Source organism: Bacteroides sp. AF39-11AC (assembly GCF_003474285.1).
GTDB lineage: Bacteria > Bacteroidota > Bacteroidia > Bacteroidales > Bacteroidaceae > Bacteroides.
On the sequence record NZ_QROH01000013.1, the window covers coordinates 118045 to 136801 of the forward strand.

Below are 18757 nucleotides of genomic sequence, written 5' to 3' on the forward strand. Positions count from 1 at the left end.
ACATAATTAATCACTTTCACTACCACATGAGGACTGAATACCATGTATTGCCATAATGTTTTTACGCACTTTTGCCTTTGTGGAACTACTATTCGAAATATATGCATTATTAATACAAGTTCCATCTCCTAGAAAGATTAGATAGTTCGTACTTTGAATATGAGAGCCATCCAAAAGTTCAATGTCATAATACGAGGTATGCGAGCCATCAGAATTGGAATAGTAAGATATTCCTGAAGCATTGAATGTTCCATCAGAGAATTCATAGTCTGTGCTCCAATGATTATTCCAATTTGATTGTTGGATGGTATATTGTAAACTATTCATCCAAAAGCAACCCTTAATAGAATAGTTGAATCTAAAATGAGTTACATAATCATAAATTTTTCCATTGATTTCTTGACCTGTATATGTTCCTGTTATTTCAACACTATTGAAATTAATCGTAGGACGTTCATTATAATACAATTCATAATTTTGAGTATCTGAATAATAATATATTTTGTCGTAGTCATATTGACCATTTTGTTTATATGCCATTATATATGAACCTATTTCTATTGGCTTTGATGCAATAAAATTTGAGTAATCAATATTGTCCATGGTGTAAATAGACCCTTCAAAAGATAATTCTGATGAGAAATTATTCCCATTTATTTCGTTCGCTGGATAATATTCATACTCTCCGTCCTTTAAAGTATAAACGCCTATGCTTCCTTGTCCAATAGTCTCTTCATCATTGTTGGGAGCAGCAAACGCCGTCCCCTTTACAGTCAATACAAAATTAATCTTTCCTCGTTTAGCTTCGCATTTTGAAATTTCAATCGATTCTATAGATGAAGAATTTGTGGCAAACGTGCCTATTTCACCGTACATGAAGACATCGGACTTACAATCAGCAACCGAAATACTACCTATATTTCCTCCATTTATAAATATGTCTGAAACAGCCATATTTTCTACTGCACTATGAAATTCAGTCCATGTGCGATATAAATGTGGTTGGAAACAATATATTTGTCCTAACTCCATGTTGTCAAACTCAAAGTAATACACGCCGTCTTTTGTTACATCTTTAGACAAGCTAACCAAATTGTTTCCTGAAAGATATGAGCCGAGGATTACAGGACGTTTTTCTAAACGCATTATGATTCTTGTCCCCATAATATCTGAATGGGATATTTTGTCGAAATTATTGACTTGACAATATACTCGATAATGTGAATCTGTAATGCGTTCCGCCCCTAACGTCGTAACCACTACATCCCCAAACCATTCTTCATCGCGCCATTCTTTAGCTATGGATATAGCCCCCATCACAGATCCCCCCCATTTCTAAGCGACATTATGAGGTCTATTGCAATTGCTGGCCGGCGAACATATTTATTGTTCGACATTCCACCAATAATTGTCAGCACTCCAACTTTAGATGACAAGGCGTTTGGATTTGACGCAATGTCCCCAATTGAAGCAATTGTACCTATCTTATTTGCCATATTCGCCCATCCATCCATACCATCTGATGAACCCGTTGTTCTTGTTTTTGCTGCATTTGATTTCGAGGGAATTGTATTAAAGATACTGTATGATATGTCAGATATTGTTTTATTCTCATTTTGCGATGATATTACAATGTCAAACGTTTCTTCCTTATATCTAAAATCATAAAATGTGTTTTCGCAAAAAAGACTTCTTATAACTCCCAATGTGTCTATTTTAACAACAAGTGGCAAATCTTTTCCTTTTTTCTGACCAATATAGCAAACATAACCATCAATGCTATCGTTATCTTCAAATAAATAGTAAACACTATCTGTTGTAACTAAACCATATTGAAAATTTTCTATTGGCTCGTCAAAAATCTCATATTCAAGATTTGTGTTCTTTATTTGAGTGTCCTCAATGAATGTCTCATCCTCTTCCTTACATGAATATAAGCATATACATATAAGAAATAAAATAATTATTGCTTTTTTCATATTAAAAACAGCCTCTCAGTCCCTTATTGGCGTTTAAATTTACGTTGAAGCGTGGAACTGCAAATGCCACGTTCTGAATTGGAGGTCGTAGGAGACCTGTACACACGAGTGTAGTAATAGCAGTCCACGCTATAGCGTGAGAACCACTATGCCACCCTTGTGTGTAATTGTGAAATTTCCTACGTTTCCAATTCACAAGATAAGCATAATGCTTCTTAATTTCTATGTCTCGGACAGGGTTTCCCAAATCCAAATACAAAGGTAATGAAATCCCCATAAAAAGCTCTCACTGATAGGTAAAAAACAGCATTTCTAGGCTCATTTTCCCTCTTTTTGTACCTCTATTGGCTTTCCAAGCGTTTAAGAATCTGTTTTTCAGCGGTAAAAGATAATTCCTTGACAAAACTTTCTTACTCTCTCTTCCATTCAAATCAACGAAGGTATAAAAAGGCCGAACCTTATAGCACTTCGTCAGTCTTTCGGGTTTAACGAAGCTCTACTCACCGTCAGATTTCCATCTATACCATGTTCTTATGGCGGTTTTAAACCTTACATGAGGAAAAAGAAGGCCGTATATCAAAAACCTCTAAAAGCCCTTATTTTTTTAGAGGAGGGATGTGCAAAATCGAATCTGTTTGCTATTTGTCGTCACCATAATCATGTTTAAAGACGTTCAACCACATTTAGCGAGGGAGGAGAATGAAACCCTGTGGGAACAAATCGGGAACAGATAAGGCAAAAAGAAAACAGCTAAGTATTGATATCCAAATACTTAGCCATTCTACTTGTACCCAGACCCGGGGTCGAACCGGGATGGAAGTGAATCCACTGGTGTTTGAGACCAGCGCGTCTACCGATTCCGCCATCTGGGCATGCTTGATTTCTCAATTGCGGTGCAAAGATACAGCTTTTTTCTAAACCTGCAATACTTTTCCTAAAAAAAGGAGAAAAAAGTCATAAAACATTCTGCAAACATTCCGTGTTTCCAAAATATAGTGTACTTTAGCAGAAACTTTTAAAACAAACGATATGACAACAAATAAGGATAATTTTTGTGTTATCATGGGGGGCGGCATCGGTAGCCGGTTCTGGCCATTCAGTCGAAAAACACTTCCAAAACAGTTTCTGGACTTCTTCGGCACAGGAAGATCACTCTTACAACAAACTTTCGACCGCTTCAACAAAGTTATTCCTACGGAGAACATACTTATTGTTACAAACGACCTGTATGCCGACCTCGTAAAGGAGCAACTGCCCGAATTGAATCCTGAACAGATATTACTGGAACCTACACGCAGAAATACAGCTCCTTGCATTGCATGGGCAGCCTACCACATCCGCGCATTGAACCCAAATGCAAATATTGTGGTAGCCCCATCCGACCATTTGATTCTGAAAGAGGGTGAATTCCTTGATGCTATCGAAAGAGGCTTATCTTTCGTATCACAATCAGAAAAACTACTTACTCTCGGCATCAAACCGAATCGTCCTGAAACAGGCTATGGCTATATACAGATAGCCGAACAAAGCGGAGATAATTTCTACAAAGTAAAAACCTTCACAGAAAAGCCAGAGTTGGAATTAGCTAAAGTATTCGTAGAAAGTGGAGAATTTTATTGGAATTCCGGACTCTTCATGTGGAATGTAAACTCTGTCATTAAGGCTGTAGAGGCATTACTCCCCGAACTGGCTTCTAAATTGGTTCCGGGTAAAGACGTGTATGGTACTCCAGCCGAAAAGGCTTTTATTGATGAGAACTTCCCTGCATGCCCCAATGTCTCCGTTGATTTCGGCATCATGGAAAAGGCCGACAATGTATATGTTTCATTAGGAGATTTCGGTTGGTCCGACTTAGGAACATGGGGTTCTCTTTACGACTTATCTCCAAAAGATGAGGAAGGAAATGTGACGCTGAAATGCCAGTCATTATTATACAATAGCAAAGGAAATGTTGTAGTACTCCCGGAAAATAAGCTCGCTGTCATCGATGGACTGGAAGGTTATCTTATTGCCGAGTCAGACAATGTGCTGCTCATCTGCAAAAAAGACGAAGAACATTCCATCCGTAAATATGTAAACGATGCACAAATAAAATTAGGTGAAGATTATATTTAATCGGAAAATGGAGACATAGACTTTCAAACCGAAATAAAGGAAACGGGGACTGAAGCAAATTCAGTCCCCGTTCTTATTATCAAAAGGAAGGAGTTTTATTTTTAGAGTGCTGTACGAATCGCTTCGGCAATTGCTTTAAATTCTTCATCAGAAAGCTTCAGTTTCGGATTAGAGAACAGCATATCCGATTCTTTCTGGATAGGAATGAGATGTATATGCGCATGAGGTACTTCTAAGCCAATCACCGCTTCACCTACTTTCTTACAAGGAAAAGCTTTCTCGATGGCACATGCCACTTTCTTGGCGAAAACATGCATTGCTGCCAAATCTTCGTCACTCAAATCAAAGATATAATCCACTTCCTGCTTGGGAACGACCAACGTATGACCTTTCACCAACGGATTGATGTCCAGAAACGCAAAGAATTTATCATCCTCTACCACCTTATAGCTCGGTATTTCACCTGCGATAATTCTACTGAATATTGTTGCCATAGCTTTTATGATATATAAATTAAGGCAAGCCCGCATGCGGACCTGCCTTTACATTAAAATGATATGTTCATTACTTCAAGGTTAACCATACCCTGCGGTACTTTGATCTCGGCTACCTCACCTACCTTCTTGCCAAGTAAGCCTTGTGCAATGGGAGTGTTAACAGAAATCTTACCTTCTTTCAGGTTAGCTTCGCTTTCCGAAACGATAGTGTAGGTCATCTTCATGCCGTTCTTCACGTTCTTCAGCTCTACCTTGTTCAATATCTGCACGGAGTCTGTTTTCAGCTTAGACTCATCAATAATCTTGGCATCTGCTATAATCGTCTTCAATTTATTGATTTTCATCTCAAGCATGCCCTGAGCCTCTTTGGCAGCATCATACTCTGCATTCTCCGACAGGTCACCTTTATCACGTGCTTCGGCTATTGCAGCCGAAATCTTAGGACGTTCTACCGTCTCCAATTCTTTCAGTTCAGCCATCAATTTCTTGTAGCCATCTTCTGACATATAAGCCATACTTTTTTCCTCCTTTTTAGTTTCTAAATGGTATTATATAACAAAAAAGAATTCCAACATGGTCAGCATGCTGGAACCCTCTTTCGATTTTTCTTTTGCAAAGATAGCCTTTTAAACAATGCGTGTCAAGCAAAAATTGCTGCTATGTAACATATTTAAATAAAAACTTCTAATTTATAACAAGTTACAACAGTGCTTTCACAGCAGCATCCAAGTCTTTTATGGTCTCTCCACGAGCACTCAATTCACTATTCCGGTTGATCAGGAACAACGAAGGAACCTCCTTAACGTTATACATGCCGGCCACATTTGAGTAAATTCCATTGGCATCTCTTACACAAATCCAGGGTAGATTGTCAGCAGTTGTTTTCCAAAAATGTTCGTCTGCATCCAGCGAAACCTGATAAATCACCAGTCCCTGGTCTTTATATTTAGTATAAAGGTCATTCAACAAGAAATTATGGGGAGCAGAAGCTGCACTCTGGTAAATGGTGAAGTCAAGCAATACAACTTTACCTTTCAGTTCACTCAGTTTATGAGTGTTGCCTTTCATATCACGAAGAGCGATATCGATGATACCAGTTTCAGAAATCGCCTCTTCCGGCAACTCCAGAACTTTCTGCTGTGGTGTACGGGTATTTTTCATTCCCTTAATCACAATATTATAAAGGTTTTTAGAGCGTACGGCATGCGGATAATAGTTATTCAGGCTGGTTGCTACAGCAGCAAAACACTTGATATCCTCTTTACTGTTCAAAGGATCGAAAATAAGATAATTATTCAGCTTCTGGAATAAAGCGAAATAAGCAGCCGCCGTGTTGGGAGCAGAAAAGATATATTTTGTTTTCACTTCATCTTTATAGTCCTTCATCAAGGTAGCCAGTTTCTCTTCAAACACATCAGCACCTATCTGATGAGCTTGCATCTTCTTCACCAACTCATTCACCTCATTTTGCAACTGCACTTGTTTCAATGTCAGTTCTTTTATCTTGGTACTATTTGCCGAGCCCTCCACCGTATAAGCAGTAGCAAAATCAGCATACGGAGCTTTCAGCCCGATAGTTTCCGTAGAATCTACTGAGAAATTGATAACCTTGTCGTCCACACGAAGGCGGTAAAACTCCGGAGACTCCGGACGTGTTTGTTTGAAACTGAAAGAACCGTCACCCTTCAATTTAACAGAATCCAAGGGTACGATACCCTCCAAAGCAGCAGCTTCCAGATACAGCATTTTACCGTCGGCACCTGAAACTTCGCCTTCAACTTTGAATTTCGGTTCAGAATTACATGCGCTCAAAGCCAAAGCGGCAAGCGCAACAATACAGATCTTTTTCATATTTAGCTTCTTAATTTCTATTAGAACGAACGTGCAAATATAGCTCTTTTCAAGTTTAGTCAAAGCATTTTCATTGCATCTTCCACACGGAAACTCAAAAAAATAGTCAATTATAAACTTTTTTATCTCATTCCCACCTGATTACATGAATAAATATGTATCTTTGCACGAATTTTGAAAGAAAATATAGATAAAACATTTTTTATGATTAACCCAATTGTTAAGACGATCGAGCTTCCTGATGGCAGAACCATCACACTCGAAACGGGAAAGCTGGCAAAACAGGCAGACGGTTCTGTAATGCTTCGTATGGGTAACACCATGCTTCTTGCTACTGTTTGTGCCGCTAAGGACGCAGTTCCCGGAACAGATTTCATGCCGTTACAGGTAGAGTACAAAGAAAAATTCTCCGCATTCGGACGTTTTCCCGGCGGTTTCACCAAGCGTGAAGGACGCGCTTCGGATTATGAGATCCTGACCTGCCGCCTTGTTGACCGTGCTCTCCGCCCCTTATTCCCCGATAATTATCACGCAGAGGTATATGTAAACATCATCCTCTATTCTGCCGACGGCGTTGATATGCCTGATGCCTTGGCAGGACTTGCAGCTTCTGCTGCCCTCGCTGTTTCAGATATTCCTTTCAACGGACCGATTTCCGAAGTACGCGTAGCACGCATCGACGGACAGTTCGTTATCAACCCAACTTTCGACCAACTGGAAAAAGCTGACATGGACCTCATGGTAGGTGCTACTTACGAAAACATCATGATGGTAGAAGGTGAAATGAGTGAAGTTTCCGAACTTGACTTGTTGAACGCCATGAAAGCAGCTCACGAAGCAATCAAAGTACAATGTCAAGCTCAGAAAGAATTGGCAGAAGCAGTGGGTTCTACCGTAAAACGCGAATATTGCCACGAAGTAAACGACGAAGAACTGCGCAAAGCTGTTCACGAAGCTTGCTATGCAAAAGCTTATGCTATTGCAGCTTCCGGCAACAAAAATAAGCACGAACGCATGGATGCTTTCGATGCTATCCGCGAAGAATTTAAAGCACAGTTCAGCGAAGAAGAATTGAGCGAAAAAGCAGCACTGATCGACCGTTACTACCATGATGTAGAGAAAGAGGCTATGCGCCGCAGCATCCTGGACGAAGGCAAGCGCCTTGATGGACGTAAGACTGACGAGATCCGCCCTATCTGGAGCGAAATCAGTTATCTGCCTGGACCTCACGGTTCTGCAATCTTCACCCGTGGTGAAACTCAATCCCTATCTACTGTTACCCTGGGTACCAAGTTGGATGAGAAGATCATCGACGATGTACTGGAACATGGCAAGGAACGTTTCCTATTGCACTATAACTTCCCTCCGTTCTCTACCGGAGAAGCCAAAGCACAACGTGGCGTAGGCCGTCGTGAAATCGGTCATGGTCATCTGGCATGGCGTGCACTGAAAGGACAAATTCCTGCTGACTATCCGTATGTAGTACGCGTAGTATCCGATATTCTTGAATCTAATGGTTCTTCTTCTATGGCTACCGTATGTGCCGGAACACTGGCATTGATGGATGCAGGTGTGAAGATCAAACAACCGGTATCAGGTATCGCCATGGGATTGATTAAAAATCCGGGCGAAGACAAATATGCTGTATTGTCCGACATCCTTGGTGACGAAGATCACTTGGGCGACATGGACTTCAAAGTAACAGGAACCAAGAATGGTATCACCGCCACTCAGATGGATATCAAGGTAGACGGTCTGTCATTCGATATTCTGGAACGCGCTTTGAACCAAGCCAAAGAAGGACGTATGCACATCCTCGGTAAGATTCTGGAAACCATCCAGGAACCACGTGAAGAACTGAAACCTCATGCTCCGCGCATTGAAACGATGACTATTCCTAAAGAATTCATCGGTGCAGTAATCGGCCCTGGTGGAAAGATTATCCAAGGTATGCAGGAAGAAACAGGTGCTACCATCACTATCGAAGAAGTAGACAACATCGGAAGAATCGAAATCTCCGGAACCAACAAGAAGAGCATTGATGATGCTATGCGTCTGATCAAGGGCATCGTTGCTGTACCGGAAGTTGGCGAAGTATACAAAGGCAAGGTACGTTCCGTAATGCCTTATGGTGCTTTCGTAGAATTCCTTCCGGGTAAAGACGGTTTACTCCACATCTCTGAAATTGACTGGAAACGTCTGGAAACAGTAGAAGAAGCCGGTATCAAAGAAGGTGACGAAATCGAAGTGAAATTACTCGATATCGACCCGAAGACCGGTAAGTTCAAGCTTTCCCGTAAAGTATTGCTTCCAAGACCGGAAAGACAGGAAAGACCTGAAAAGAAATAAGAAATTCCTTATTCTTTAGTATATAAAGCCCGACGGAAATCCGCCGGGCTTTCTTTTTGCAAAAAAAGAAAGAGGGAAACCAGAAAAATCTTTTCATACTTTTGCGTATTCCGAAAAGATTATGTTACTTTACAATATTAACCTTAAATAAGAAGGAGAATATTTAAAAATGCCTTTAGCCGGAAGCCTACATACTATGGATTTATTTTCTCGTTTCTTTCGGGAGAACCAGGAAAAATTCCTTGCCTTTGCCTACTCCTATACCAGAAGTTGGGCAGAAGCAGAGGATATTTTAATGGAATCCATGATCTCTCTGTGGGAATGTCGCGACCGTTGGGAAGAAGATAAAGGTTTGCATTCCCTGCTCCTTACCATTATCAAGAATAAAGCTCTCAACTACCTGGAACGTGAACAAACACGTCTACGTATTGAGGAAGATCTGAATTCGCACCGTCAGCGCGAACTGGATTTGCGCATTGCTACTTTAAAGGATTGCGAACCCGACAAAATATTCAGCACAGAAATACAGCACATCGTGAATAAAGCTCTGGAAAAGATGCCACCTCAAAGCCGTGAAATATTCATGCTCAGCCGTTATAGCAACCTACCGAATAAAAAAATAGCAGAACAACTGAACGTTTCCCTCAAAACAGTGGAGTTCCATATCACGAAAGCTTTACGTATTCTTCGTGTGGAACTAAAAGATTATCTGACTTCTATTCTTCTCTGATAAAACTCTTCTGCTTTTCTTTGATAATATAAATAAAAGGCATATGTTTGCAGCATCAGTAATATTGCTGGCTATTAAACATGGTAGTTATGAGATATATTGTAATAATATACTACGTGCTTATCGAGGGAGAACAAATTTTTGAAACCCTGAATGTCAACAAGAATATTGAAGCAAACTCCCCGGAGGAAGCCATAGGCATTGCTTACAATCTATTTAAAGCCGAAGCTTCGGACGAATGCTACATTGTATCCATCATTCCCAACGCAGTAGATTGATGCAGTAAATAGCTTTATTATTTCATAAAACAAAAAAAGTTTCATTTCCCGTTAGGGTAGTGACGGACTTACCTGTATTAATTATAGAAGGGCAGAAAAAACCTCCCTTATTTAATTAACCATTTAAGTACGTCATGAATCAAGAACTATTATATAAGTATTTTAGAGGAACCGCCACTATTGAAGAAGAAAAGCGCATCCTTGATTGGGTGAAAGCCTCAGAGGAAAACCGAGAAGCTTTCCTGAAAGAGCGTATGATATTTGATGTGGCCCTATTCTCTGACAGACAGAGCAGCAAGAAAAAGACACTCCGTCTGGCTCCGATACTCAAATGGGGAATGCGCGTAGCTGCCGTTATCATCATAGGTGTATGCGGCTACTTCATGACAAACGATTACCTCTATAATCAACTCGCCCAACCGCAAACCATTACTGTCCCTGCCGGGCAACGTGCACAAATCACCCTTGCTGACGGTACACGTGTATGGTTGAATGCACAGTCCACATTAACTTATGCCTCCAACTTCGGACGTAGCGAAAGAAACGTGGAACTGGATGGTGAAGCCTACTTTGAAGTGGCAAAAAATAAAGATATCCCCTTCTATGTACACACCGAAATGAATAAAGTAAAGGTAGTAGGTACCTGCTTCAATGTTTGTGCCTACAGAGGCAGCAAAGAATTCGAAACGACTCTTGTAGAAGGTATTGTAGACATTTATCCCACCAATAACAACAAAGTCATTACCCGTTTGCAAAAAGATGAATTCTTTGGAAACTACGACGGAAAATGCAAAAAAGTCATACTTCCTTCTTATGAATATCTGCGGTGGAAGGAAGGATTGTATTGCTTTGACGATGTACCGTTCAATTGTATCCTTACTAAACTTGAAAAGTATTATAATGTAAGAATAACCGTTTCCGATCCCAAGTTGCTGGACTATGACAGTTGTACTGGAAAATTCCGCGAACAGGATGGTGTAGAGCATATTCTTCGAACCATTTCAAAAGACCATCCTTTTGAATTCAGCATCAATGAAGAAAAAGATTCGATTTTCATTTACGAGAAATAATTTGATATCAAAGATAAAACCTTAAAATTTAGTGCTAACCCTTTAAACAGAAAGACATTATGAAATAGAAGAAACAGTCAGCCAATTCCCCCACAAAAAAGATCGGAAAGTACCCCCATACTTTCCGATCCGAAACAGTCAAAAATCGACCTTAATCAATTTATTAACTTAACACATTACAAAGATATGAGAAAAATTTCTTTGAATGGGCTTTTTTGCCCAAAAAGTTTAGTATTTAAGCAAATATTACGAACTATGAAGATCACACTATTCCTTCTCTTGTTTGTAACGTTCCAGGCGTACAGTAATAGTAGCCATTCTCAGAACGCAAGAATTAACATCCCTCGTTCTGAGTTACGAGTAGGCGAAATCCTCGATAAAATCGAGGCTCAGACCGAGTATTTGTTTGTCTACAATAAGAAAAGTGTGGACGTGCGCCGCACCGTAAATGTAGATGCAGACAATCAACCGGTGTCCGAAGTTTTGGACGAAATCTTTAATGGTACCGACATCAGGTATGTAATGGAAGGCAAGAATATAGTGCTGACCAAACAAAATGAAAAGACAAGTGAAATCATCGCTGCCGTACAACAAGAAAATATCTCTGTAAAAGGTGTTGTTATCGATACGAAAGGTGAGCCCATTATCGGTGCCAATGTCGTGGAAAAAGGAACTACAAACGGTTGCATTACCAATATAGACGGTGAGTTTACACTAAGCACCCCAACCAATGCAACGCTGGTTATCAGCTTTATCGGATACCAGCCTGTAACGATTGCTCTCAACGGGCAGCAAACTCTCAATGTACAGATGCAGGAAGAAGCTCTGTCACTGGAAACGGTTGTAGTAACCGCTATGGGTATAAAAAGAAAATCCTCCTCGCTGACTTATTCCGTGCAACAAGTCGGTGGTGACGACCTAACCCGAGTGAAAGACGCCAATATGATTAATGCATTGGAAGGCAAGATTGCAGGCGTAACGATCAATAAGAGCGCTTCAGGCTTGGGAGGCTCGGCAAAAGTTTCTATCCGTGGTATCCGCTCAGCTTTCGAAGGGGGCAATAATCAACCTTTATACGTCATCGACGGTGTACCAATGATGAACTCCGCCAAAGAAACAACTTCTTCAGTCATGGGTGGTAATTCAGACTCAGGCAACCGAGATTCCGGTGACGGTATATCCAATCTGAACCCTGACGACATCCAGACCATTTCTGTGCTGAAAGGAGCTTCTGCAGCTGCCCTCTATGGCTCACAAGCTGCAAATGGTGTTATCATGATTACTACCAAAAAAGGTAATGCAGGTTCAACCCGCATTACTTATTCCGCAAATGTTACATTTGACCAAGCTATTTCCACACCTGAATTCCAAAATTCGTACAATTCTAAATGGAAAAAGGCAGACCTAAAAGAGCATGACAACGTAGACGATTTTTTTGGAACCGGTGTTACAGCCATCAACTCTATTTCCTTATCAACTGGTAATGCAAAAGCGCAAACCTATTTTTCTTATGCCAATACAACAGCTAAAGGTATTATTGAAAAAAACAAACTGGAACGTCATAACCTCACCTTCCGCGAAACCGGCAAGTTCTTCAATGACAAACTGACATTGGATGGAAATGTAAATGTAATGCGTCAGGTAGGTCGCAACCGTCCTGTTACGGGTGGATTGTACATGAATCCATTGGTAGGACTTTATACATTCCCGCGTGACCTGGATATGGCAGACTATAAAAGCGGAGAGATTCTTGACGAGGCTCGTAATATGCCCAAACAAAACTGGTATAAAGATCCCGAAACTTTACAAGGAATGGAAGGTAACCCTTATTGGTTGGTCAATCGCATCAATACGAAGGATACTCGTACCCGTGCCATCGCTTCTTTAAGTGCTACTTGGGAAGTCACCGATTGGCTGAAACTGCAGACCCGTGGTACAGCAGATTACATTAGTGACAAATCTGAAGAGAAAACATGGGCTTCTACCTCAACAACGCTGACAGGCGGCAGCTGGGCTGACCAAACAGACAATGGACGTTATGCTTATGCAAACGGAGATGATTTTATGGCTTACGGTGACCTGATGGCCATGTTCAATAAAACTTGGGGGAAATTCAGTCTAAACGCGGCATTGGGAGGTTCTATCAACTATCAGAAATCCAACAGTTTGCGGATCGACTCTCATACAGCAGGCTTATATTACCCTAATGTATTCACTCTGACTAACATTAAATATGGTTCTTCAACTGATATGACAGTCACGAATGAAGCTCGCCAAGTAATGCAGTCAGTATTTGCAACTGCCCAATTAGGTTGGAATGAAGCACTTTATCTGGATTTAACAGCCCGTAATGACTGGTCTTCCACCCTTTACGGTACGTCTAAAATGGATTCCGGATTCTTCTACCCGTCAGTTGGTGTATCATGGTTAGCTCACAACTCTTTTGAATTGCCCGAATGGATTAATTTTGCCAAAATACGTGGTTCTATAGCTCAAGTCGGCAACACTTTGCCACTATATAAAGCAAATCAACAGCCGCGTATCGCCATAGGCGGAAGCATTAACCAGGTAACCGATTATAATGACGGCAATCTAAAACCGGAAATATCGACTTCCTACGAAGCCGGCTTCGAAATGAAGTTTTTCCACAATCGCTTTGACATTGACTTCACTTGGTATAAGACATTAACTAAAAACCAATTTTTATTAGTGCCAATGCTTCCGGGTTCTGCCTATAAAAACCAAATGATTAATGCTGGTAAAATCAGCAATAAAGGTATTGAATTAACCGTAGGTGGCATACCCGTACAAAATGAAAACTTCCGTTGGAGAACACAGGTTAATTTCTCTACTAATAAGAATAAGGTAGAAAAGCTTGCAGACAACTATAAAGTATTTGCTTATGGCTCGGGTGTCAACATGGCCTATCGTATGATTGTCAAAGAAGGTGGTTCGTTGGGTGACCTTTATGGCAACTCGTTCAAACGCGACGAAGGCGGAAAGATTGTATTAGACGCAGAGGGGCTCCCCGAGCTCAATACAGACCGCCAGCAATACTTAGGAAACAGCCAACCCAAATGCACATTGGGCTGGAGCAACACATTCAGCTTTTATGGCGTATCGGTTAATTTCCTGATAGACGCACGCATAGGCGGAGACGTAATGTCATTCACACAAGGACAACTGGATGCCCACGGAGTCAGTAAAGCTGCCGGTGACGCTATGGATCGTGGTTATGTTGAAGTCGAGGGGCAGAAATTCACTAATGAGGAAAAAAAGAATAATGTGCAAGGCTTCTATGCAAGAGTTGGCGATATCAACGGATGTACAGAATATTATATGTACAAAGGAACCAATATACGTTTGCGCGAGTTGTCCGTAAGCTACAGTCTCCCGGAAAAATGGATGGAGAAAACAAAAGTATTCAAAGACATCAACCTGTCATTGGTGGCACGCAACTTATTCTTCTTCTATAAGGATGCTCCATTCGATCCGGACGCACTGATGTCAGTAGGAAACGATATGCAAGGTGTAGATGTTTTCGGTATGCCGACTACCCGCAGCATTGGTTTTAATGTGAAATTTACATTCTAACGTATCATCTAAAAAGCAAGTAATATGAAAAGCAAATTTATACATACACTAATTATGGGCGGATTATTAATAACCGCTTGTACAAGTAATTTCGATAATTTAAACTCCGAAGACGGCTCTTATGATCCGGACAAACAGGTCATGGATAATGCCGGATATACCATGTATTTCAATTCTATACAACAAGGCATCTATTTCAACTACAACTGGGGAGAAGGCACAGACTGGACTTTCCAAACTATGCAGAACTTAGGTGTTGATATGTTTGCCGGATATTTTCACGATATGGCATCTAAATTTGCCGGAGAGAACTCTGTATATAATATGAATGACGGCTGGAATAGTAGCAATTGGTCCACTTCGTATAGCCAGACAGTTTCCGCACTCAATAAAGCGGAAGATTTTGATATTGAAGTTCCCCAATATATGGCTCTGATAAAGATATATAGAGTAGCAACCATGCATCGTCTGACAGATCAGTATGGTCCTATTCTATATGAGAATCGCGCAACGGGGCCTGTAAGTCAGGAAAATGCTTATAAAGCAATGTTTGCAGATTTAGATGATGCAATCAGTTTAATAGACCAAACTCTCTCCAGTGGAATAGAGGATAAGATTTCTTATGACATCTTGATGCGTAGCCAATCAACCTACTCGCAATATGCCAAATGGGCTAATTCCCTACGTTTACGTCTGGCTATCCGAGTATCCAACGTAAATTCTCAAATGGCATCCGAACAAGCCAAGAAAGCCCTCTCCAATAAATATGGAGTATTGGAAACAAACAATGATATAGTAGAAGTTTCTACTAAGACCGGATATAAGAATCCATTGGGTACTATCGGCCTTAGCTGGTGGGAAGTTTATATGAATGCGTCTTTAGAATCCTTCATGGTAGGTTATGATGATCCACGTACCGACAAGTATTTCACACCTTCTGTTGGTGGGCTTGCAGAAAACAGTCCGGCAGAACGCTTTAACTACACAGGTATGCAAAAGGGAATTCCACAGGGATATAACTTCAATACTCCTAAAGAAGTAAACCACTATAAATTCCACTCACGCTGCACCATTACGGCAGACTTTCCAGCTCCACTGATGACACCTGCAGAAGTATGGCTTCTACGTGCAGAAGCCGCCTTACGCGGATACTCTACCGAGAATGTAAAAGATTGCTACGAGAAAGGTGTACGTCTCTCCTTTGAGCAATGGGGCGCCAGTGGTGTCGACACTTATCTGGCAAGCGATGCCAAACCAACAGATTATAAAGATGTATTTTTTGAAAAGAACGATATGAAAGCTATGAGCACCATCACTCCTAAATGGAACGAAAGTGCTTCTAACGAAGAAAAACTGGAACGTATCATCACTCAGAAATGGTTGGCCATCTTCCCTGAAGGAGCTGAAGCATGGGCTGAACAACGTCGCACAGGTTATCCTAAATTGTTCAAGACATTAACAAACCAGAGTGGCGGAACCATAGATACAGATAAAATGGTGCGTCGCCTTCCATTCCCTGCAAATCTGAAAACTGACCAACCGGAATTATACAAACAATTGGTTGATGCTTTAGGTGGGCAAGACAATGGCGGAACAGATTTATGGTGGTCCGTAGGACAGAATAAATTCTAAAAGAATCAATCGTCTGCAATCTTCCTCTTCGGCTAAAAAAGAAGAGGAGGGTTCTATATAGTTTAGAAAAGAAAATTCCAATAAGACCAAGGTATAGAATTTTGATTAGTGGTGTTTTCTCCGTATTAGTTACGAGGAAAAGAAGATTGGGAGGAGTAAAGTCATTTGGGGGACTTTACTCCTTTTTCTATCAACGCATTACATTTACCTACTATTTACCCTAGGATGTAAAAGCATTTACCGCAGGATGTAACGTCCTTTACCCCATATTGTAACGCTCTTTACCTCGGCATGTAACGACCTTTACCTCAGTATGTAAATGAAGTTACCATTTGGCATAAACATAATTTTCATGGAATGAAACAACCGTCGGGCTTATATCCCACCAATCATCACTTATAGACTTGTATCGGCAACTCTCCGCGCAATGCTCCCAGAACATTGACAGCAAGCGCTTCCAACTCATCTTCTCCAGGGTACACATGTACTGGGGCAAGAAAAGATACACGCTCTTTCAAGCGGGAAATAACATACTCTGAATGGGCAATACCGCCTGTCAACAAGATTGCATCTATTTTACCGAAAAGCGCAACAGCGGCAGCTCCGATACTTTTGGCAACCTGATAGATCATGGCATTCAGCACCAATTCGGCTTTTTCATCTCCGTCTTCAATAGACTTTATGATGGCAGGTATATCCGTAGTGCCAAGATGCGCTGCCAGACCGGCATGGCCGGAAATACGTTTCTTCAGTTCATCCTTCCTGAAACGATGGGAATAACAAAGATCAATCAACTGCCCGGCAGGCAATGTTCCCGCACGTTCGGGAGAGAAAGGACCTTCACCGTCAAGCGCATTATTCACATCAATGGCACGCCCGTAATGGTGAGCCCCAACAGAAATGCCACCACCCAAATGGCAGATAATCAGATTCAAATCTTCGTAGCGCACAGGATGTTCGGGAGAAGTGGCTGTTAACTCGGCAGCATAACGACGGGCAATGGCGCGTTGGTTCAAAGCATGCCAGATAGTAATACGGGGCATCAGCGGAGAACCTGTGATACGTGCTATCTCATCCAATTCATCCACTACACCAGGATCGGCTATAAAGGCACGACAACCAGGGAGTAAAGTAGCTAATTCTGAAGCAATAAGACATCCTAAGTTGCACGCATGGCTTCTCATAGCATGGGCTATATCATCCAGCATGGCGTCGTTCACCTCATACACTCCGCCCGGAATGGGTTTCAGTAATCCTCCACGCCCTACGATGGCATCAAATTCAAAAGGAATACCATTCTCTTTCAAGGCTTCTATTACCAAATTCTTGCGGAATTCAAACTGGTCGATAACACGAGGAAAATGGGAAAGTTCTCCTACCGAATGGCGAATGTTACGCACCAAAAGCGGAGTTGTGTCTTCGTATACTGCAATCTTTGTTGAAGTAGAACCAGGGTTGATAGCAAGAATTCTCATAATTTACGATTTGACGATTTACAATTTACATTGGGGATTACCAACTTTATCATCCTGCAACTTTAATCACAGGCACAAGTAAGGCATGCCATGGCAATACTATAATACTTAGACAGCCCGGAATCACTACGCGAAGGCAATACTACCGGACATACAGGACCTTGCAACAGACCTGCCATATCAGCATGAGCAAACAGGGATACAGCTTTATAAAAGGCATTGGCCGATTCGATGTTGGGGAATATCAAGACATCTGCCTCACCATTGATAGGGGATGCAATACCTTTGATGTCACCGCTCGTCTTCTCGCAGGAAGTCTTCACGTCCAACGGACCATCTATGATCACATTTCCGAATTCTCCGGCTTCCGCCAGCTCCACGATATTGACATAATCTAACGAATGGGGAAACTTGGCACTTACCTTCTCCGTACAGTGAATAAGTGAAATGCGAGGTTGTTCGATACCAAAGTGGCGACAAGTATGGATGGCATACCAGATCATCTCTATACGCTGCTGCAAAGTAGGCCGCGGAATTACGGCGGCATCCGAGAAGAACAGCAACTTATCATACGTAGGAATCTGCATTACAGCCAGGTGAGTCAGGATTTTACCTTTGGGCAACAAACCTTTTTCCTTGTCAAGGATGGCACGCAGCAAGTTATCGGTATTGATGATACCCTTCATCAGTATATCAGCCCCACCCTCGCGCACAATGCGGACAGCCTCACGCGCTGCTTCATCGGAATCCTCTATATGCACCGTCTTGACGTATTGCGGATATTTCTTCAATGTAGGATATTTTTCCAAAACAGCAGAGTCACCGATCATCAGGAATTCAGCGATTCCTTCTTCCAGGGAGCGGGCAATAGCATATTCCGTATTGGGGTCATTAGCGCAAACAACCGCAATACGTTTCCTTTTGTTCAAGGATTTCAAGTGCGAGGTTAGTTGATCAAAGCTTCGAATAGGTTCCATAACGTTAGATTTTTAGCAAATATCTGAAAAAATGTCGAGAAATGCAGCATAACACTCCAGGAAATTTCGCAAGTCTTATTTCATTTTGATAGTTTACACCACAGATTACACAGATTAACGCAAATTATTACTTTTCACCATGATTAGAATAAATCTGTGTTAATCTGTGTAATCTGTGGTGTAAACTAAATTTCGTTTTGAGTTATTTTA

The 18757-nt window shown here is 41.2% G+C and carries 14 protein-coding genes and 1 tRNA gene; 7 read left to right on the plus strand and 8 right to left on the minus strand.

All coding sequences use genetic code 11. From position 1 onward, the window contains the following. Nucleotides 1-6: 6 nt before the first annotated feature. The 3 genes from DW036_RS23510 to DW036_RS23525 form a co-directional block, all read right to left on the minus strand. Nucleotides 7-1320 carry a hypothetical protein gene (locus DW036_RS23510; RefSeq protein WP_147401540.1) on the minus strand — a complete coding sequence of 438 codons (1314 nt, stop codon included), beginning with the start codon at nt 1318-1320 and terminating at the stop codon, nt 7-9. After that, entirely contained in the window at nt 1317-1979 is a 663-nt protein-coding gene (locus DW036_RS23515) for a hypothetical protein (RefSeq protein WP_118466424.1), read from the minus strand. The genes DW036_RS23510 and DW036_RS23515 overlap by 4 nt, the downstream gene beginning before the upstream one ends. Before the next feature lie 788 nt (nt 1980-2767). Then, nucleotides 2768-2851: transfer RNA gene (locus DW036_RS23525), tRNA-Leu, on the minus strand. A gap of 157 nt (nt 2852-3008) precedes the next feature. On the opposite strand from DW036_RS23525, the gene DW036_RS23530 reads away from it, so the two are divergent. Further along, the gene (locus DW036_RS23530) at nt 3009-4094 is read left to right on the plus strand and encodes a mannose-1-phosphate guanylyltransferase (RefSeq protein ID WP_022391489.1); all 1086 of its coding nucleotides are present in this window, start codon (nt 3009-3011) and stop codon (nt 4092-4094) included. Between the two features lie 101 nt (nt 4095-4195). On the opposite strand, the gene DW036_RS23535 is transcribed toward DW036_RS23530, so the two are convergent. From DW036_RS23535 to DW036_RS23545, 3 genes are all read right to left on the minus strand, one after another. Beyond that, nucleotides 4196-4588 carry an HIT family protein gene (locus DW036_RS23535; protein WP_118466450.1) on the minus strand — a complete coding sequence of 131 codons (393 nt, stop codon included), beginning with the start codon at nt 4586-4588 and terminating at the stop codon, nt 4196-4198. A gap of 53 nt (nt 4589-4641) precedes the next feature. Further along, entirely contained in the window at nt 4642-5106 is a 465-nt protein-coding gene (gene greA, locus DW036_RS23540; RefSeq protein ID WP_007662037.1) for a transcription elongation factor GreA, read from the minus strand. 184 nt (nt 5107-5290) lie between these two features. Next, the gene (locus DW036_RS23545) at nt 5291-6442 is read right to left on the minus strand and encodes a TlpA disulfide reductase family protein (protein WP_118466452.1); all 1152 of its coding nucleotides are present in this window, start codon (nt 6440-6442) and stop codon (nt 5291-5293) included. Nucleotides 6443-6646: 204 nt separating this feature from the next. Here DW036_RS23545 and pnp point away from each other — a divergent pair, with 204 nt between their 5' ends. From pnp to DW036_RS23575, 6 genes are all read left to right on the plus strand, one after another. Then, on the plus strand, nt 6647-8791 hold the full coding sequence (gene pnp / locus DW036_RS23550) for a polyribonucleotide nucleotidyltransferase (protein ID WP_118466451.1): 2145 nt from the start codon (nt 6647-6649) through the stop codon (nt 8789-8791). A 169-nt stretch (nt 8792-8960) separates the two neighbouring features. Further along, a complete protein-coding gene (locus DW036_RS23555) occupies nt 8961-9521 on the plus strand; it encodes an RNA polymerase sigma-70 factor (RefSeq protein ID WP_022391485.1) in 561 nt (186 codons plus the stop codon). Between the two features lie 89 nt (nt 9522-9610). Then, complete coding sequence (locus DW036_RS23560) at nt 9611-9799, plus strand: hypothetical protein (protein WP_022391484.1); 189 nt, start codon at nt 9611-9613, stop codon at nt 9797-9799. 134 nt (nt 9800-9933) lie between these two features. Beyond that, nucleotides 9934-10869, plus strand: coding sequence for a FecR family protein (locus DW036_RS23565; RefSeq protein WP_118466426.1), 936 nt, complete (start codon nt 9934-9936; stop codon nt 10867-10869). A gap of 186 nt (nt 10870-11055) precedes the next feature. Then, the gene (locus DW036_RS23570; protein ID WP_118466427.1) at nt 11056-14463 is read left to right on the plus strand and encodes a TonB-dependent receptor; all 3408 of its coding nucleotides are present in this window, start codon (nt 11056-11058) and stop codon (nt 14461-14463) included. Nucleotides 14464-14487: 24 nt separating this feature from the next. Then, nucleotides 14488-16095, plus strand: a complete 1608-nt coding sequence (locus DW036_RS23575) for a SusD/RagB family nutrient-binding outer membrane lipoprotein (protein ID WP_029426610.1) — start codon at nt 14488-14490, stop codon at nt 16093-16095. Nucleotides 16096-16487: 392 nt separating this feature from the next. Here the strand turns inward: DW036_RS23575 and buk are convergent, their stop codons facing one another. Both buk and DW036_RS23585 read right to left on the minus strand, forming a co-directional pair. Further along, nucleotides 16488-17570, minus strand: coding sequence for a butyrate kinase (gene buk, locus DW036_RS23580; RefSeq protein WP_118466428.1), 1083 nt, complete (start codon nt 17568-17570; stop codon nt 16488-16490). Nucleotides 17571-17632: 62 nt separating this feature from the next. Beyond that, the gene (locus DW036_RS23585; RefSeq protein WP_118466429.1) at nt 17633-18547 is read right to left on the minus strand and encodes a phosphate acyltransferase; all 915 of its coding nucleotides are present in this window, start codon (nt 18545-18547) and stop codon (nt 17633-17635) included. Nucleotides 18548-18757 lie beyond the last annotated feature (210 nt).

Excerpts from the sequence above, each read along its gene's own strand:
- DW036_RS23515 (WP_118466424.1), bottom strand. The coding sequence starts at position 1,979 with ATGAAAAAAGCAATAATTATTTTATTTCTTATATGTATATGCTTATAT.
- DW036_RS23530 (WP_022391489.1), top strand. The coding sequence starts at position 3,009 with ATGACAACAAATAAGGATAATTTTTGTGTTATCATGGGGGGCGGCATC.
- DW036_RS23535 (WP_118466450.1), bottom strand. The coding sequence starts at position 4,588 with ATGGCAACAATATTCAGTAGAATTATCGCAGGTGAAATACCGAGCTAT.
- greA (WP_007662037.1), bottom strand. The coding sequence starts at position 5,106 with ATGGCTTATATGTCAGAAGATGGCTACAAGAAATTGATGGCTGAACTG.
- DW036_RS23545 (WP_118466452.1), bottom strand. The coding sequence starts at position 6,442 with ATGAAAAAGATCTGTATTGTTGCGCTTGCCGCTTTGGCTTTGAGCGCA.
- pnp (WP_118466451.1), top strand. The coding sequence starts at position 6,647 with ATGATTAACCCAATTGTTAAGACGATCGAGCTTCCTGATGGCAGAACC.
- DW036_RS23555 (WP_022391485.1), top strand. The coding sequence starts at position 8,961 with ATGCCTTTAGCCGGAAGCCTACATACTATGGATTTATTTTCTCGTTTC.
- DW036_RS23560 (WP_022391484.1), top strand. The coding sequence starts at position 9,611 with ATGAGATATATTGTAATAATATACTACGTGCTTATCGAGGGAGAACAA.
- DW036_RS23565 (WP_118466426.1), top strand. The coding sequence starts at position 9,934 with ATGAATCAAGAACTATTATATAAGTATTTTAGAGGAACCGCCACTATT.
- DW036_RS23570 (WP_118466427.1), top strand. The coding sequence starts at position 11,056 with ATGAGAAAAATTTCTTTGAATGGGCTTTTTTGCCCAAAAAGTTTAGTA.
- DW036_RS23575 (WP_029426610.1), top strand. The coding sequence starts at position 14,488 with ATGAAAAGCAAATTTATACATACACTAATTATGGGCGGATTATTAATA.
- buk (WP_118466428.1), bottom strand. The coding sequence starts at position 17,570 with ATGAGAATTCTTGCTATCAACCCTGGTTCTACTTCAACAAAGATTGCA.
- DW036_RS23585 (WP_118466429.1), bottom strand. The coding sequence starts at position 18,547 with ATGGAACCTATTCGAAGCTTTGATCAACTAACCTCGCACTTGAAATCC.